This is a genomic window from Rubrivivax gelatinosus, from assembly GCF_016583785.1.
GTDB classification, from domain to species: domain Bacteria; phylum Pseudomonadota; class Gammaproteobacteria; order Burkholderiales; family Burkholderiaceae_C; genus Rubrivivax; species Rubrivivax gelatinosus_B.
This window is the reverse complement of the sequence record NZ_NRRU01000004.1, coordinates 19,929-34,324: the sequence shown is the minus strand read 5'-3', so window position 1 is coordinate 34,324 and position 14,396 is coordinate 19,929. Positions and strand designations below refer to the sequence as shown.

The following is a 14,396-nucleotide window of genomic DNA, read 5'->3' as shown; positions in this document are numbered from 1 at the left end:
CAATCCACCATGGCCCTGACCCTCCCCGGCCACAGCGCCCCTGCCGTCGGCTTCGAAGTCCCGCTTGAAATGCTGGCGGCCTGCCATGGACGTGTGCAGCACCAGTGCGAAACCCTGCTGCGCCTGGTCACCCACCTGCAGACCCATGGCGCGGACCGCCCTGCGCAAGAAGCCGCGAGCGCCGTCATGCGCTACTTCGATACTGCCGCGCGCCACCACCACGAGGACGAGGAGCAGGATCTGTTTCCTGCCCTGCTGGAGTCCATGGCCGGCTCCGATGCGGTTTGCCTGCGCGATCTAACCGCGTCGCTGTGCCGTGATCACCGTTTGCTGGAGCAGCGCTGGGCTTCCATGCGCCAGCGGTTGTTGCAAGTCGCCAAAGGCGCCGCGTCAACGCTGGCCGACGCCGATGTACCGGGCTTCGTGCAGCTGTACGAGCAGCACATCGCCCGCGAGGAAGCCGAACTGCTGCCCATGGCGACCCGCTTGCTGAGCGATGTCGAACTCGATCGCATCGGCCTGGCCATGCGCAGCCGGCGCGGCGCTGTCGCAGTGAACGCGGCGACCGCAGCGATCGCGCCTCAGCCCTGATCAATACGCCAGCCGCTGATGACGGCTGATGCTTCAGCCCCAGCCTTCGGATGCGCCGCGCGGACAGGACGGCCCGCGATGACCCAGTTGGCAAGCCGTTCTCCCGACCCGCAGAACGCCGTGTGCACGGCCCGGTCGGACACCGTAGCACCGCTCAGCGCCTTGGCACCAAAGCCCATCAGGTGCAGGGCATTCATGAAGTTCATCAGCGCCGCGCCGACGCACAGCCACTGCTCGTGCGGCGGGACATCGGGCACGTCGTCGCGCACGCGGGCGACCAGCGCAACGAGCCCGGGGCCGTTGAAGGCACGCGACCGGGCGCGCTCGACTTCTTCGGCGGTCTGCCCACGTTGCTGAGCACCCGTTGCAAACAACCCGGCCAATGCAACGCGCTGGCGGTCACCGATCACGACAAACCGGAACGGACGCAGACCGCCATGGTCAGGCGCACGCAAGGCCAGGTCCGCGGCGCGGGCCCACTGCTCTGCGCTGGGCCCAGGAGGCGCCAAATACTTAGGCCCCACTGAGTAACGCAGCGCGAGCAGGTCCAGCAGTTCGTCCTCGGCGTTCACCCCTGCCGCCCTGCCAGGTACACCGCCGCCTGCACCCTCGAGGTGAGGTTCAGCTTGCGCAGGATGTGCTGCACGTGGATCTTCACCGTGGCTTCGGCAATGTTCAGTTCGCGCGCCAATTCCTTGTTGCTGGCGCCCTTGGCGATCAGGGCCAGGATCTCGCGCTCACGCGGCGACAGGCTGTGGATGGGGTCGGTATCGACGGCCGGCGGCGATGGTGTGGCAGTGCCCTGCCCAGTCTGGAAGGCATTGACCAGCTTGCTCGTCATCTCGGGGCTGACGACCGATTCGCCTGCCATCGTGCGTTGGATGGCCGAGGCCAGCATTTCGCTGTCCATGGTCTTGAGCAGGTAGCCACGGGCGCCGCCGCGCAAGGCGGCCGCCAGGTCTCGCTCGTCCTCGCTGACGGTCAGCATCAGCACCCGAGCCTGGGGCGACGATGCCTTGAACCCGGCCAGCGCGTCGACGCCGTTGACGCCAGGCATGTGGTTGTCCAGCAGGATCACGTCGGGCTGGGTTTGCGCAGCCCGCTGATGCGCCTCGTTGGCGTCGCCGGCCTCGGCCACCACCTGAAAGCGGGCGTCGCCCGCCAGCAGCGAAATCAGTCCACGGCGGAACAGCGTGTGGTCGTCGACCACCAGCACGCGAATAGGCTGTGCGGCGATCATGCGGCCAGCCCCAGACGTTCGGGCAGCTTCAGCACCACGCAAGTGCCCGAGCCTGGCACCGAGGCCACCTCCACCGTCGCGCCGATGTTGTGCGCCCGTTCGCGCATGATGCGCAGCCCCACATGGGTCTCGTCGGGGCCGGCGCCATCGGGGTCGAAGCCACAGCCGTCGTCGCGCACTTCCACGCGCCACTGCGGCGTCTGCTGCACTTCCACCCACACCTCTCTCGCCTGCGCATGCTTGCGCACGTTGGACAGAGCCTCCTGCACGACATGCAGCACCTGCACCTGCACGTCGGCCGGCAGCGGCATGCCGTCGCCTTCGATGTCCAGATGGGTGGCCAGGCCGGTCTGGTGCTCGAACTTCTGCAGCGTGGTCTTCAGGGCGGGTGCAATGTCTTCGCTGTTGGTGCGGGTGCGGAAGTGCACCAGCAGTTCACGCACGTCGCCGAGACTCTCGTGAACGCCGGCGTCGAGTTCGCCCAGGGTTCTTTCGATTCGGGCTGCATCAGTGCTCTTAATGTCACTGCGCAGCAGGCCCAACTGGATCTTCAGGAAGGCCAGGCTCTGGGCGATGGAATCGTGCAGTTCCCGCGCGATGAAGCTGCGCTCTTCGGCCACGGCGGTCTCACGTTGCAGGGCTGCTGCACGCAGGCCCTCGATCGCACCCGCCAGATGGCTGGCGATGGTCTCCAGCAAGGCACGGTCGTCGTCGGACAATGCCCTGGGTTCGCGGTAGAACAGGTTGAGCTCGCCAACCATTCGCTCGTGCAGCCTGACGGGCACGCTGATGACGGTCTGGAAGCCTTCTTGGGCGCAGTGTCCAAGGCGCGACGCGGGGCCGTCCGGCAGTATTGGGATCACCCGTGTCATGGCGCCGCCCTGGGGCTGGCCACACAGGCAGTCGCCCGTGGGAATGCACAGTTCCTCGTCGATCACGGCTTGCGGCAAACAATCCGACGCCAGCAACAGGTACTTGCGGTTGGCCTCGTCCGACCAACGCACGGCCGAAGCGTCGGCGCGGGCCACCTGGCGCACCTGCTTGGCAATGCCCTGCGCCAGCGCCTCCAAGGTTTCGGCACGCGCCACGAACGCGGCGGACTCGTACAAAGCCGCCAGGCGCGCTCGCTGCGCCTCCAGATGCTCGGTCTTTTCCTGCACCTTGGACTCGAGGTTCTGGTACAGGCCCTGCAGGGTTTCGGCCATGCGGTTGAAACCGGCCGCGAGCGCGCCGAATTCGTCGTTGGCGCCTGGATCGACCCGCGCGCCCAAGTCGCCCGCCTCGACCCGGGCCAAACCGGCCTGCAACCGGGACAGCGGGTTGAAGATGAAAAGATAGGCCGAATACAGCAAGGCAATCGCGCTACCGATGGTCAGCGCCACCATCACGAACTGCACGGCATTCAGGATGGCCGTCAGTCGGGCCAGGTGGTGCTCGATCGCCGACACGAAGGTGTCGATGCGGGCCACAAAGGCATCGGCCTGCTGCCCTGACAACTCGGCACCCGATCCAGGCAATGCGGTCCAACTGGCCTTGAGCTCCAGCCAGTCGCGCTGTACAGCCGCAAAGGCCTGCCGCGACAGGGCGTCGTGTGGAACGAGCAGCGGACGTGCCGGGTCGCCCGTGCGCAGCACGCTCACGCTTTGGTCGAACTGCGCCGCCAGCCCTGCGATCTGTTGCGCGTCCGAGCGGGCCAGCGTCTGGGCCATGCGCCAGGTCTGCATGCGCATCCGGCCGGCCTCGTTGACAGCAGCCGCACCTCCTTCCAACTGCCAGGTCACCCAAAGCGTCAGCCCGATCGAGGCAAACGCCATCAGCAACAAGGTGGTCCCGATGGCACCAAGCTTGGCGGAGAGGCTCCATGACCGAGGCATGCGTGCACTGTACTGGAGGCTGTAAATGGACCGAACCTGGTCAAGGCTCGGAGTGACTTCAGTCGCCATGCGTCAGCCAAACCTGCAAGAACCCCAGCGGGTGGTGCGAATTCGCCACCGACACCATGAACAGGTAGACCATCAAGGCCCCGGCGTAGCTGGCACGGCGCGCTGCCGGTGCCCGCGCCCGCTTGAGCGCCAGCGAGCCGAGCACGATGTACAGCACCAGCAGCAGCAACTTGACCCCCAGCCAGGGGCTGGCGACCGGATTCAGCGACAGCAAGATCCAAAGCGTGACACCGGCCGTCAGCAGCAGGGTGTCGATGCCGTAGCTGAGCAGACGCCAGGGCCTGGCCATCGCCCAGTTTTGCCCGGCCAGCACCAGGGCACCACGCAGGGCGAACAGCGCCCCACTGACCAGCACGAGGCCGATATGGGCCAACTTGAGGGGCGAATACCAGACCACGAACTCAGGCATGGTGATCGGCTTTCGGGTGGAAGCGACTAAGCTCGCAGCCATGGAAATCAGTCACTTCAACGATCTGCTGGCTGCCGCTCGGCAGCAACCCGACGCGCAGCGTCTCTTGATGGTGTTTGCTGCGGCGAGCCTGCCCCCTGACGCCACGGCCGAGCAGCGGGCACGCTTCGAAGCGGGTGAGTCCGGCGAGTTGGCACCGCTGATGTGTGTCGACAAGGACCCTGCCGACTTGAAGGACTTCGCCGCGTTGCAGGCGGAAGCCTTGTCCATGGGTCAGGACTGGGCCCTGGTGTTCGCTGCGGCCATGTCTGGCCAAGGAAGTCAGGCGCCCGCTTCGGCGCAGGTGGAGGCCGCACTCACCCGAATGGTGGAGGCGGTGAAGTCCGGCAATCTGAGCGGGATGATTCCGTTCGACCATCAGGGCGAGGCCGTCCAGTTGGGCTGACCGAACAGTCGACCCTTCACAAGCGGGTGGACTCATCATCCTGTAGCGCTTCGGGTTGGTGCGCCACGTACGGCCCGGTGCCCGCGTTGTCGGCCCGTGCCGCCGGCACGAAGCCGCCGCGCTGAACGTCGAAGACATGGACCTCGCCGTCTTCGATCACGTAGTGCCAGCCGTGCAATGCCAGTATGCCGGCCTCCACGCGCTCTCGCACCATCGGGTAGTCCATCAGCCGCTCCAGCTGCAGCACCACCGCACGTTGCTCGGTGCGCCGCAGCACATCGGGGCCCGGCTCGGCCACGGGCAAGGCGGCTTCGCGGCCCAGTTCCAGCCACTGCGAGAGGTGCTTTGCCGCCGGTGAGACATCGCCATACAAGGCCCGGATCGCGCCACAGTGGCTGTGACCGCAGACCACGATCCGTTTGACTGACAGGTTGAGGACGGCGAACTCGATGGCCGCCGCCGTGCCATGGAAACCCTGGCTCTGGTCGTGCGGTGGCACGAAGGCACCGACGTTGCGCACCAGGAACAACTCACCCGGACCGGCGCCAGTCAGCAGGTAAGGCACCAGGCGCGAATCGCTACACCCGATGAACAGCGTCATCGGGTGTTGACCATCGTCGACCAGCAGCCGGAAGTGCGAGCGGTGCTGCGGGAACGCGTCCGTCTGGAAGCGCTGAAGGCGCTGCAGCAGTTCGTCGGGCATGGGTTTTCGGGCAGAAGCCGAGCTACTGGACCAGAGGCGACTCAGCCGCCTCCAGGTCCACGCCCGTCAGCGTGGCCGCGCCGGCCAGCAGTTGCAGGTACTGACGCAACGCGGTGGCAAAGGCCTGCTGCCGAAGCCCCTGGGCCACGGCCGACTTCACCGCTTCGAACGCGGGGTCCAGGCCCGGTTCGCGCGCCAGCACCTCCACCACATGCAGCCCGAAGCGGCTGTGCACCAGGCGTGGCAGCACGCCGACCTCGGTCTTGCCGAAGATCTCGCGAGCGAACTCGGGCGCGCAGTCGTCGGTGGTCAGCCAGCCCAAGGCACCGCCATCGGCACCACTGGGACAGTTGGACGTGGAAGCCGCCGCTACGGCGAAGCGGTCCTCGCCTCCGGGCGACGCGCAGCGCACATCCAACAGGCAGGCCTCGGCACGTTTGCGCAGTGCATTGACATCCACCCCCGGTGTGACGGCAAACAGCACGTGGCGCAGCTGCACACGTTCACCCACGGCGTAGCGGCCACGCTGGGCCGCGTGGTGTCGGCGCAAAGCCTCGTCCGACGGTTCGGGCATGTGCAGTTCCCGGTCCAGCAGGGCCTCGATGGCGGTGCTGGCGGCCTCGGTCATGGCGCCACCAAGGGGCAGCGGATCGTCGGCAGCCAGCAGGCCCGCCTCGACGGCAGCTTGGCGCAGCAACTCGGCACAGGCACGCTGCCTGAGGGTCTCGGTCGTCAGCGCTTCGTCGGGGGTCGACAGCACGACGCCATTGACCTGGGGAAGAACAGAAGTAGACGTGTTCATGGTCTGAGCTTTCAGCGATTGGGGGCAGCAGGTTCAGCTGCCGCGACGGGGCAGGGTCTGATTGGCCGGCACGTTCAGTCGGCGGGCGCGCACCATCTGGTACGGCCGCACCAGATAGGCCAGCGTGCCGAAGCCGCTCCACACATGCACCAGGCGACTGAAGGGGAAGAGCAGAAAGATGGTCATGCCCAGCAGCATGTGCGCCTGGAAGTGCCACTCCACGCCCCACACCAGGCTTGCGTCCGGGTTGAACAGCACCAGCCCTTGCAGGTAGTTGGCCAGCCTCAGCATGGTCTGCGGGTCCGACACATGGTGCAGCGATGCAGGCAAGGTCGACAGGCCGATCACCAGCTGCACCCACAGAATGATCAGGATGGCCAGGTCGGTCCGGTGGCTGGTCAGCCGGATGCGGTCGTCGAAGATGCGGCGGTGCAAGAGCAGGCTCAGTCCGATGAAGCAGATCAATCCCGCCACACCGCCGGCCACCACCGCCACAAACTGCTTCTGCGACGCCGAGATCAGGTATTCATAGATCCAGTGGGGCGTGAGCTGGCCGAACAGGTGGCCGAAAAAGAGGAACAGGATGCCGGCGTGGAACAGATTGCTGCCCCAGCGCAATTGCCCCTGACGGAGCAGCTGCGAGCTGTCGCTCTTCCACGTGTACTGATCGCGGTCGAAGCGGGCCAGGCTGCCCATGAGAAACACGGCCAGACAGATGTACGGGTAGACGTTGAAGATGAAGTTGTGGAGGGTGTTCATGTGGAAGCTCCCGGCATCACGTGGCTGGCGGTGCGTACGGGCGCGCGCACGATCTGAATCGGTTGCGGCTGACCGGGCCGCGCCTGGCCCTGGGTGGAACAGCCATCGAAGGCCATGGGTTCGGCCCAGCTTTCATCCAGCTCGGGCTCGGGCGGCACGGCCACCGCCTGCGCCTTTTCGCCGGCCAGGTCGAGCAGCGCGGCCAGCACACAGGCATGTGCCGCCTCGCGTCGCAACAGCGCGCTGAAGATCACCTGCAGGATGTGCGCGATCTCGCCCAGGAAAGCCTTGGCCTGCGCCGGGGGCTGTGTCGATGCGTACTGCAGCACCACGGTCAGGTGGTCAGGCAGTTCGCCCGGCGCCAGAAAGAGACCTGCAGCTTCGTAGGTCTGGCACAGGTCCACCATGGCCGGGCCACGGTCGCGGCTGTCGCCGTGCACGTGCTCGAACAGGTGCAGCGCGGTGCCGCGGCCGCGGTCGAAGAGTTCGACGTGATCGGCCTCAACGTCTAGCGGGCGGCGACGGGACAGGCGCGTGATCAGGGCGTCCAGTTCGGCCAGGCGCGCGCCGCTGAGCGCGCGCTCGTCGTGCAGCGCCGCCTTCAGTTCGGGCAGGTGCGCGCGCAACTCGGCGTCGGGATAGCTCAGCAGGTGGGCCAGCACACGCAGCGTCTTGGTGGCGGTCGTCGGTGAGGTGTTGAAGAAGCTCATCTCAAACTCCTGCCTTGATGGGGATGGTGCGCTTCTTCTCGCTGCCGAACAGGCTGGTCTCGGTGGTGCCCTCGCTGCACCCATTGCCGAAGCTGAAGCCGCAACCGCCGCGCACGTTGAAGGCGTTCTCGGCGTACTCGCGGTGCGTGGTCGGGATGACGAAGCGGTCTTCGTAGTTGGCGATCGCCATCACGCGGTACATCTCTTCCACCTCGTTCACGCTCATCTTCACCTGGTCGATGGCGGCCTGGTTGGCCTCGCCGTCAACGTGCTTGCTGCGCTGGTAGGCGCGCATGGCCAGCATGCGTTCCAGGGCCCGCACCACCGGCGCGGTGTCACCGGCCGTCAGCAGGTTGGCCAGGTACTTGACGGGGATGCGCAGCTGGTTGACATCCGGGATCTCGCCGTTGGTGCCCACGTGGCCGGCATTCGCCGCTGCGGTGATGGGGCTGAGCGGCGGCACGTACCAGACCATTGGCAGCGTGCGGTATTCGGGGTGCAGCGGCAGTGCCACCTTCCACTCCACCGCCATCTTGTAGACGGGGCTGTTGCGTGCCGCGTCCATCCAGTTGTCGGGAATGCCGTCCAGCCTGGCCTGCGCGATGACCTTGGGGTCGTTCGGGTCCAGGAAGATGTCGAGCTGTGCCTGGTACAGGTCCTTGTCGTGTTCGACGCTGGCGGCTTCCTGGATGCGGTCGGCGTCGTACAGCAGCACGCCCAGGTAGCGGATGCGGCCCACGCAGGTCTCGCTGCAAACCGTGGGCTGGCCGGCTTCGATTCGCGGGTAGCAGAAGATGCACTTCTCGGCCTTGCCGCTCTTCCAGTTGTAGTAGATCTTCTTGTACGGGCAGCCGCTCACGCACATGCGCCAGCCGCGGCACTTGTCCTGGTCGATGAGGACGATGCCGTCTTCTTCGCGCTTGTAGATGGACCCTGACGGACAGCTCGCGACGCAAGCCGGGTTCAGGCAGTGCTCGCACAGCCTGGGCAGGTACAGCATGAAGGTGTTCTCGAACTGGCCGTAGATGTCCTTCTGGATGTCGTCGAAGTTCTTGTCCTTGCTGCGCTTGCTGAACTCGCCGCCCAGGATCTCTTCCCAGTTCGGACCCCAGACGATCTTCTCCATGCGCTTGCCGGTGATCAGGCTGCGTGGCCGCGCGGTGGGCGCGTGCTGCATCTCGGGCGCCGACTGCAAGTGGTCGTAGTCGAAGGTGAAGGGCTCGTAGTAGTCGTCGATCTGCGGCAGGTTGGGGTTGGCGAAGATCTTCATCAGCAACTGCCACTTGCCGCCTTGACGCGGCACGATGGAGCCGTCCGCCTTGCGGATCCAGCCGCCGTTCCACTTGTCCTGGTTCTCCCATTCCTTGGGGTAGCCGATGCCCGGCTTGGTCTCGACGTTGTTGAACCAGGCGTACTCGACGCCGGGGCGGCTGGTCCACACGTTCTTGCAGGTCACGCTGCAGGTATGGCAACCGATGCACTTGTCCAAGTTCAGGACCATGCCGACTTGCGCGCGGATCTTCATGCGCCTTCTCCTTGTGCTTGAACGATCTCGGCGCGTTCATCACCCAGCGGGGTGTCGAGCCAGTCGACCTTGGCCATCTTGCGGACCACCACGAACTCGTCGCGGTTGGTGCCGATGGTTCCGTAGTAGTTGAAGCCGTAGCTGAACTGCGCGTAGCCGCCGATCATGTGGGTGGGCTTGAGCACGATGCGCGTCACGCTGTTGTGGATGCCGCCGCGCACGCCGGTGATCTGCGACCCGGGCGTATTGATGATCTTTTCCTGCGCGTGGTACATCAGCAGCATGCCGGGGTTCACCCGCTGGCTCACTACAGCGCGCGCCGCGATGGCGCCGTTGATGTTGAAGACCTCGACCCAGTCGTTGTCCTCGATGCCGCTGCGCTTGGCGTCGTCTTCGCTCAGCCACACCACCGGGCCGCCGCGGTTCAGCGTCAGCATCATCAGGTTGTCGCTGTAGGTGCTGTGGATGCCCCACTTCTGGTGCGGCGTGATGAAGTTGAGCAGGATCTCCTTGTTCCCGTTCGGCTTGATGTTGTAGATACCGGCCGTGGTCTTCAGGTCCACCGGCGGGCGGTAACTGCTGAAGCCTTCACCGAAGGCGATCACCCACGGGTGGTCCAGGTAGAACTGCTGGCGGCCGGTCAAGGTGCGCCAGGGGATGTACTCGTGCACGTTGGTGTAGCCGGCGTTGTACGAAACGGTCTCGCTCTCGATGCCGCTCCAGGTGGGGCTGCTGATGATCTTGCGCGGCTGCGCCTGCACGTCGCGGTAGCGGATCTTCTCGTCCTCGCGGTACAGCGCCAGGTGCGTGTGGTCGCGGCCGGTCTGCTTGCCCAGCGCCTGCCAGGCCTTCACCGCCACGTGGCCGTTGGTCTCGGGTGCCAGCTGCAGGATGACCTCGCAGGCATCGATGTCGGTCACGATCTTCGGCATGCCCTTGGTCACGCCTTCCGTCAGCGTCTTGCCGTTCAGCTGGCCGAGTTGCTCGACCTCGGTGCCGGTCTTCCATCCAATGCCCTTCCCACCGTTTCCCAGCTTGTCCATCAAGGGGCCGAGGGCGGTGAAGCGCTTGAACACGTTCGGGTAGTCGCGCTCCACCACCATGATCTGCGGGGCCGTCTTGCCGGGGATCAGCTCGCACTGGCCCTTCTTCCATTCCTTCACCTCGAAGGGCTGGGCCAGTTCACCGGCGGTGTCGTGCATGATGGGCGTCAGCACCACCTCTTTCTCGACACCCAGGTGGCCGACGCAGACCTCGCTGAAGGTCTTGGCAAAGCCCTTGTAGATCTCCCAATCGCTGCGGCTCTGCCACACCGGGTCCACGGCCGCGCTCAGCGGGTGGATGAAGGGGTGCATATCGCTGGTGTTGAGGTCGTTCTTCTCGTACCAGCTGGCGGTGGGCAACACGATGTCGGAGTACAGGCAGGTGGTGCTCATGCGGAAGTCGAGCGTGACCACCAGGTCGAGCTTGCCAACCGGCCCGTGCTCGTGCCACTTCACTTCCGTCGGCTTGGCGTCGTCCTGGCCCAGGTCCTTGCCCTGGATGCCGTTCTCGGTGCCCAGCAGGTGCTTGCAGAAGTATTCGTGGCCCTTGCCCGACGAGCCCAGCAGGTTGCTGCGCCAGACGAACAGCACACGCGGCCAGTTCTGCTTTGCATCCGGGTCTTCGCAGCTCATTTGCAGCGTGCCGTCCTTCAGCGCCTTGACGACATAGTCCTTGGCGTCCATACCGGCGGCGCTGGCGTCCTTCACCACCTGCATCGGGTTGGTCTTGAGCTGCGGTGCGCTGGGCAGCCAGCCCATGCGTTCGGCGCGCACGTTGTAGTCGATCATGCTTCCGGCATACAGTGCCTTGTCGGCCAGCGGTGACACGATCTCTTCCATGCCGAGCTTCTCGTAGCGCCACTGGTCGGTGTGGGCGTAGAAGAAGCTGGTGCTGTTCATCTGCCGCGGCGGGCGGATCCAGTCCAGCGCGAAGGCCAGCGCCGTCCAGCCGGTCTGCGGGCGCAGCTTCTCCTGGCCCACGTAATGCGCCCAGCCGCCACCGCTCTGGCCGATGCAGCCGCACATCATCAGCAGGTTGATGACGCCGCGGTAGTTCATGTCGGCGTGGTACCAGTGGTTCATCGCCGCGCCGATGATCACCATGCTCTTGCCATGCGTCTTGTGCGCGTTCTCGGCGAACTGGCGGGCAACCGTGATGATCTGGTCGCGCGGGGTGCCGGTGATGCTCTCGGCCCAGGCGGGCGTGTAGGCTGCGTCGTCGTCGTAGCTCTTCGCGCCACTGCCCAGGCCGCGGTCGATACCGTACTGAGCCACCTGCAGGTCGAACACGGTGGCCACCAACGCTTCGCGGTGGTCGCCCTCCTTGCCCAGGCGCAGGCGCACGGCCGGAACCTTGACGAAGTTGACTTCGCCGTTCTGGGTGTTGGACTTGAAGTGCGGCGTGCTCACGCCGCCGAAGTACGGCAGGCCGATGTCCACCACCTCATGCGCTTGCTCGCCGTCTTCGATGACGGAGAGCTTCAGCTTCACCTCGGTGCCGTGGCGCGCTTCCTTGTTCTCGAGATTCCACTTGCCCTGGTCGACGCCGCCTTCCGGAGTCCAACGGAAGCCGATGCTGCCGTTGGGCAGCACCGCGCGGCCGCTCGTGTCGAAGGCCACCGTCTTCCACTCGGGGTTGTTCTCCTGGCCCAGCTTGCCGTTGAAGTCCGACGCGCGCAGGTAGCGGTCGGGCACCAGGGTCTTGCTGCCGTCAGGGAGCGTGTGCTCCTTGAGCATCACCAGCAACGGCAGGTCGGTGTAGCGGCGCGCGTAGTCGTCGAAGTACGGGCTGCGCTGCTTGAAATAGAACTCGTTGAGCGCGACGTGGCCCATCGCCATGGCCAGCGCTGCATCGGTGCCCTGCTTGGGGTGCAGCCAGATGTCGGCCAGCTTGGCCACTTCGCTGTAGTCGGGCGTGATGGCCACCGTCTTCGCGCCCTTGTAGCGCACCTCGGTGAAGAAGTGGGCGTCGGGCGTGCGGGTCTGCGGCACGTTGCTGCCCCAGGCCATGATGTAGGTGCTGTTGTACCAATCGGCACTTTCGGGCACGTCGGTCTGCTCGCCCCAAACCTGCGGGCTGGCCGGCGGCAGGTCGCAGTACCAGTCGTAGAAGCTCATGCAGACGCCGCCGATCAGGCTCAGGTAGCGGCTGCCGGCGGCGTAGCTGACCATGCTCATCGCCGGGATCGGCGAAAAGCCGATCACACGGTCGGGGCCATGCTTCTTGATCGTGTAGACATTCGACGCCGCGATGATCTGGTTGACCTCGTCCCAGCTGCTGCGCACGAAGCCGCCCATGCCGCGTACCTTCTGGTAGTCGCGGCGCGCAGCGTCGTCTTCGACGATCGTGGCCCAGGCGTCCACCGGTGTCTTCGCCGTCTTCATCGCCGCGCGCCAGCGCTCCAGCAGGCGGCCGCGGACCATCGGGTACTTCACGCGATTGGCGCTGTACAGGTACCAGCTGTAGCTGGCGCCGCGGGCACACCCGCGCGGCTCGTGGTTGGGCATGTCCCAGCGCGTGCGCGGGTAGTCGGTCTGCTGCGTCTCCCAGGTGACGATGCCGCCCTTGACGTAGATCTTCCAGCTGCAGCTGCCGGTGCAGTTCACGCCATGGGTGCTGCGCACGATCTTGTCGTGCGCCCAGCGGTTGCGGTAGGCGTCTTCCCAGGTGCGGTCTTCACCGGTGGTGCGCCCGAGGTCGCCGGAGAAGGACTCCTTGGGCTGCGCGAAGTGGGTGAGTCTGTCGAGAAAGTGGCTCATGTTGTCGTCCTTGGAAGATGTCGTCTGCTGGTGCGGACTAGCAGGGGTATGGGGCGTTGCGGCGGCTGCAGGCCCACCAGGTCAGCGCGATGCACGAGAGGTAGAACACGATGAACGTCGCCAGCGCCGCCGATGCGCTGCCCGTCATCGCCAGTGAAGAGCCCACGCTCTTGGGAATGAAGAAGCCGCCGTAGGCGCCGATGGCGCTCGCAAAGCCGAGGGCTGCGGCCGCCTCGACCGCGCCTTCCTTGGCCGCGAGCGCCTGGTCCGATGGCAGACCCCCGGCACGCTGCACCCGTTCGGCCACAAAGAGGCTGGAGATCATGCGAAACGTGCTGCCGTTGCCGATGCCCGATGCAGCGAAGAGCACACCGAAGGCAGCCAGGAAGCCGGGGAAATTGCCGCCCTGCCCAGGATGGCCGGTGGCGTCGGTCGCGGGCAGGCACAACAGCGCAGCCGAAGCGGCCAGAGCCATCGCCACGAAGATCCAGAAGGTCACGCGCGCGCCGCCCCAGTGGTCGGCCATCCAGCCGCCCAACGGGCGCAGTACGGCGCCGATCAACGGACCCAACCACACCAGGTGCAACGCATCGGACCGTTGAAACTGGCTCTGCGCCAGCATCGGCAAGCTGGCTGAGAATCCGATGAAGCTGCCGAAAGTGCCCAGGTAAAGCCAGCACATCAGCCAGTTGTGCCTGCGCGTGAAGATCACGGCCTGCTCGGCCATGCTGGCGTGGGTGTCGGCCAGGTCGTCCATGCCGAACCAGGCCGCTGCCGTGCTGGCCAGGATCAGTGGCACCCAGATGAAGCCCGCGTTCTGCAGCCACATAGGCCCCTGAGCCGTCTGCTGCGCAGGCCCGGCGAACAGGCCGAAGACCCCGGCGCTGATGGCCAGTGGGACCAGCAGCTGAACCAGCGCGACCCCCAAGTGCCCCAGCCCGGCGTTCAGGCCCAGCGCATAACCTTGGCGGGCACTCGGGAAGAAGAAGCTGATGTTTGCCATCGAGCTGGCGAAGTTGCCGCCGCCCAGGCCACACAGCAGAGCCAGGACCACCATCCACTCGAAAGGCGTGTTCGGATCCTGTACCGCCAGGCCGATGCCGACCGCCGGCACCAGCAGACTGGCCGTGGCGAGCGTGGTGAAGCGGCGCCCACCGATCATCGGCACCGCGAAGGCGTAGAAGATGCGCAGCGTGGCGCCACACAGGGCGGGCAGCGCCGTCAGCCAGAACAGCTGATTGGTGCTGTAGCGAAAGCCCGCTGCCGGCAGGTGCACCACCACCACCGACCACAGCATCCACACGGCAAACGCCAGGGCCAGCGCAGGGACCGACACCCACAGGTTGCGCCGGGCCACCGCGCGACCGGACAGGTCCCAGAACTTGCGGTCCTCGGGGTTCCAGTGCTGGATGATCGTCATGCTGGTCATGGCGTGAAGGGGTGCCGGCGTTAGGTTGCGTCGCCGT

General features: G+C 65.9%; 13 protein-coding genes. 2 read left to right on the top strand and 11 right to left on the bottom strand.

Annotated features, from left to right (window positions below):
* The first annotated feature begins 9 nt into the window (after positions 1-9).
* Complete coding sequence (locus tag CKO43_RS02010; protein ID WP_200225301.1) at positions 10-591, top strand: hemerythrin domain-containing protein; 582 nt, start codon at positions 10-12, stop codon at positions 589-591.
* On the opposite strand, the gene CKO43_RS02005 is transcribed toward CKO43_RS02010, so the two are convergent.
* From CKO43_RS02005 to CKO43_RS01990, 4 genes are read right to left on the bottom strand one after another with little or no spacing between them, the layout of a single operon-like run.
* A complete protein-coding gene (locus tag CKO43_RS02005) occupies positions 582-1,163 on the bottom strand; it encodes a nitroreductase family protein (protein WP_200225300.1) in 582 nt (193 codons plus the stop codon). The genes CKO43_RS02010 and CKO43_RS02005 overlap by 10 nt on opposite strands.
* A complete protein-coding gene (locus CKO43_RS02000; RefSeq protein WP_200225299.1) occupies positions 1,160-1,831 on the bottom strand; it encodes a response regulator in 672 nt (223 codons plus the stop codon). The genes CKO43_RS02005 and CKO43_RS02000 overlap by 4 nt, the downstream gene beginning before the upstream one ends.
* Positions 1,828-3,774 carry a type IV pili methyl-accepting chemotaxis transducer N-terminal domain-containing protein gene (locus CKO43_RS01995; protein ID WP_346014366.1) on the bottom strand — a complete coding sequence of 649 codons (1,947 nt, stop codon included), beginning with the start codon at positions 3,772-3,774 and terminating at the stop codon, positions 1,828-1,830. The genes CKO43_RS02000 and CKO43_RS01995 overlap by 4 nt, the downstream gene beginning before the upstream one ends.
* Positions 3,764-4,183, bottom strand: a complete 420-nt coding sequence (locus tag CKO43_RS01990) for a SirB2 family protein (RefSeq protein ID WP_200225298.1) — start codon at positions 4,181-4,183, stop codon at positions 3,764-3,766. The genes CKO43_RS01995 and CKO43_RS01990 overlap by 11 nt, the downstream gene beginning before the upstream one ends.
* Here CKO43_RS01990 and CKO43_RS01985 point away from each other — a divergent pair.
* A complete protein-coding gene (locus CKO43_RS01985) occupies positions 4,182-4,628 on the top strand; it encodes a ribonucleotide reductase subunit alpha (protein ID WP_346014365.1) in 447 nt (148 codons plus the stop codon). The two genes, CKO43_RS01990 and CKO43_RS01985, sit on opposite strands and share 2 nt — an antisense overlap.
* Positions 4,629-4,644: 16 nt before the next feature.
* Here CKO43_RS01985 and CKO43_RS01980 read toward each other — a convergent pair whose 3' ends face one another.
* The 7 genes from CKO43_RS01980 to CKO43_RS01950 are packed head-to-tail and all read right to left on the bottom strand — an operon-like array spanning position 4,645 to position 14,359.
* The gene (locus tag CKO43_RS01980; RefSeq protein WP_200225296.1) at positions 4,645-5,331 is read right to left on the bottom strand and encodes a carbonic anhydrase; all 687 of its coding nucleotides are present in this window, start codon (positions 5,329-5,331) and stop codon (positions 4,645-4,647) included.
* Between the two features lie 22 nt (positions 5,332-5,353).
* The gene (locus CKO43_RS01975) at positions 5,354-6,133 is read right to left on the bottom strand and encodes a peptidylprolyl isomerase (RefSeq protein ID WP_200225295.1); all 780 of its coding nucleotides are present in this window, start codon (positions 6,131-6,133) and stop codon (positions 5,354-5,356) included.
* 33 nt (positions 6,134-6,166) lie between these two features.
* Entirely contained in the window at positions 6,167-6,892 is a 726-nt protein-coding gene (gene narI / locus CKO43_RS01970; protein WP_200225294.1) for a respiratory nitrate reductase subunit gamma, read from the bottom strand.
* Positions 6,889-7,602, bottom strand: a complete 714-nt coding sequence (gene narJ, locus CKO43_RS01965) for a nitrate reductase molybdenum cofactor assembly chaperone (RefSeq protein WP_200225293.1) — start codon at positions 7,600-7,602, stop codon at positions 6,889-6,891. The genes narI and narJ overlap by 4 nt, the downstream gene beginning before the upstream one ends.
* A gap of 1 nt (position 7,603) precedes the next feature.
* Positions 7,604-9,127, bottom strand: a complete 1,524-nt coding sequence (gene narH / locus CKO43_RS01960; RefSeq protein WP_200225292.1) for a nitrate reductase subunit beta — start codon at positions 9,125-9,127, stop codon at positions 7,604-7,606.
* Entirely contained in the window at positions 9,124-12,930 is a 3,807-nt protein-coding gene (locus CKO43_RS01955; RefSeq protein WP_200377694.1) for a nitrate reductase subunit alpha, read from the bottom strand. Before CKO43_RS01955 ends, narH begins: the two co-directional genes overlap by 4 nt.
* Before the next feature lie 37 nt (positions 12,931-12,967).
* Complete coding sequence (locus CKO43_RS01950) at positions 12,968-14,359, bottom strand: MFS transporter (protein WP_200225290.1); 1,392 nt, start codon at positions 14,357-14,359, stop codon at positions 12,968-12,970.
* Positions 14,360-14,396: the final 37 nt, after the last annotated feature.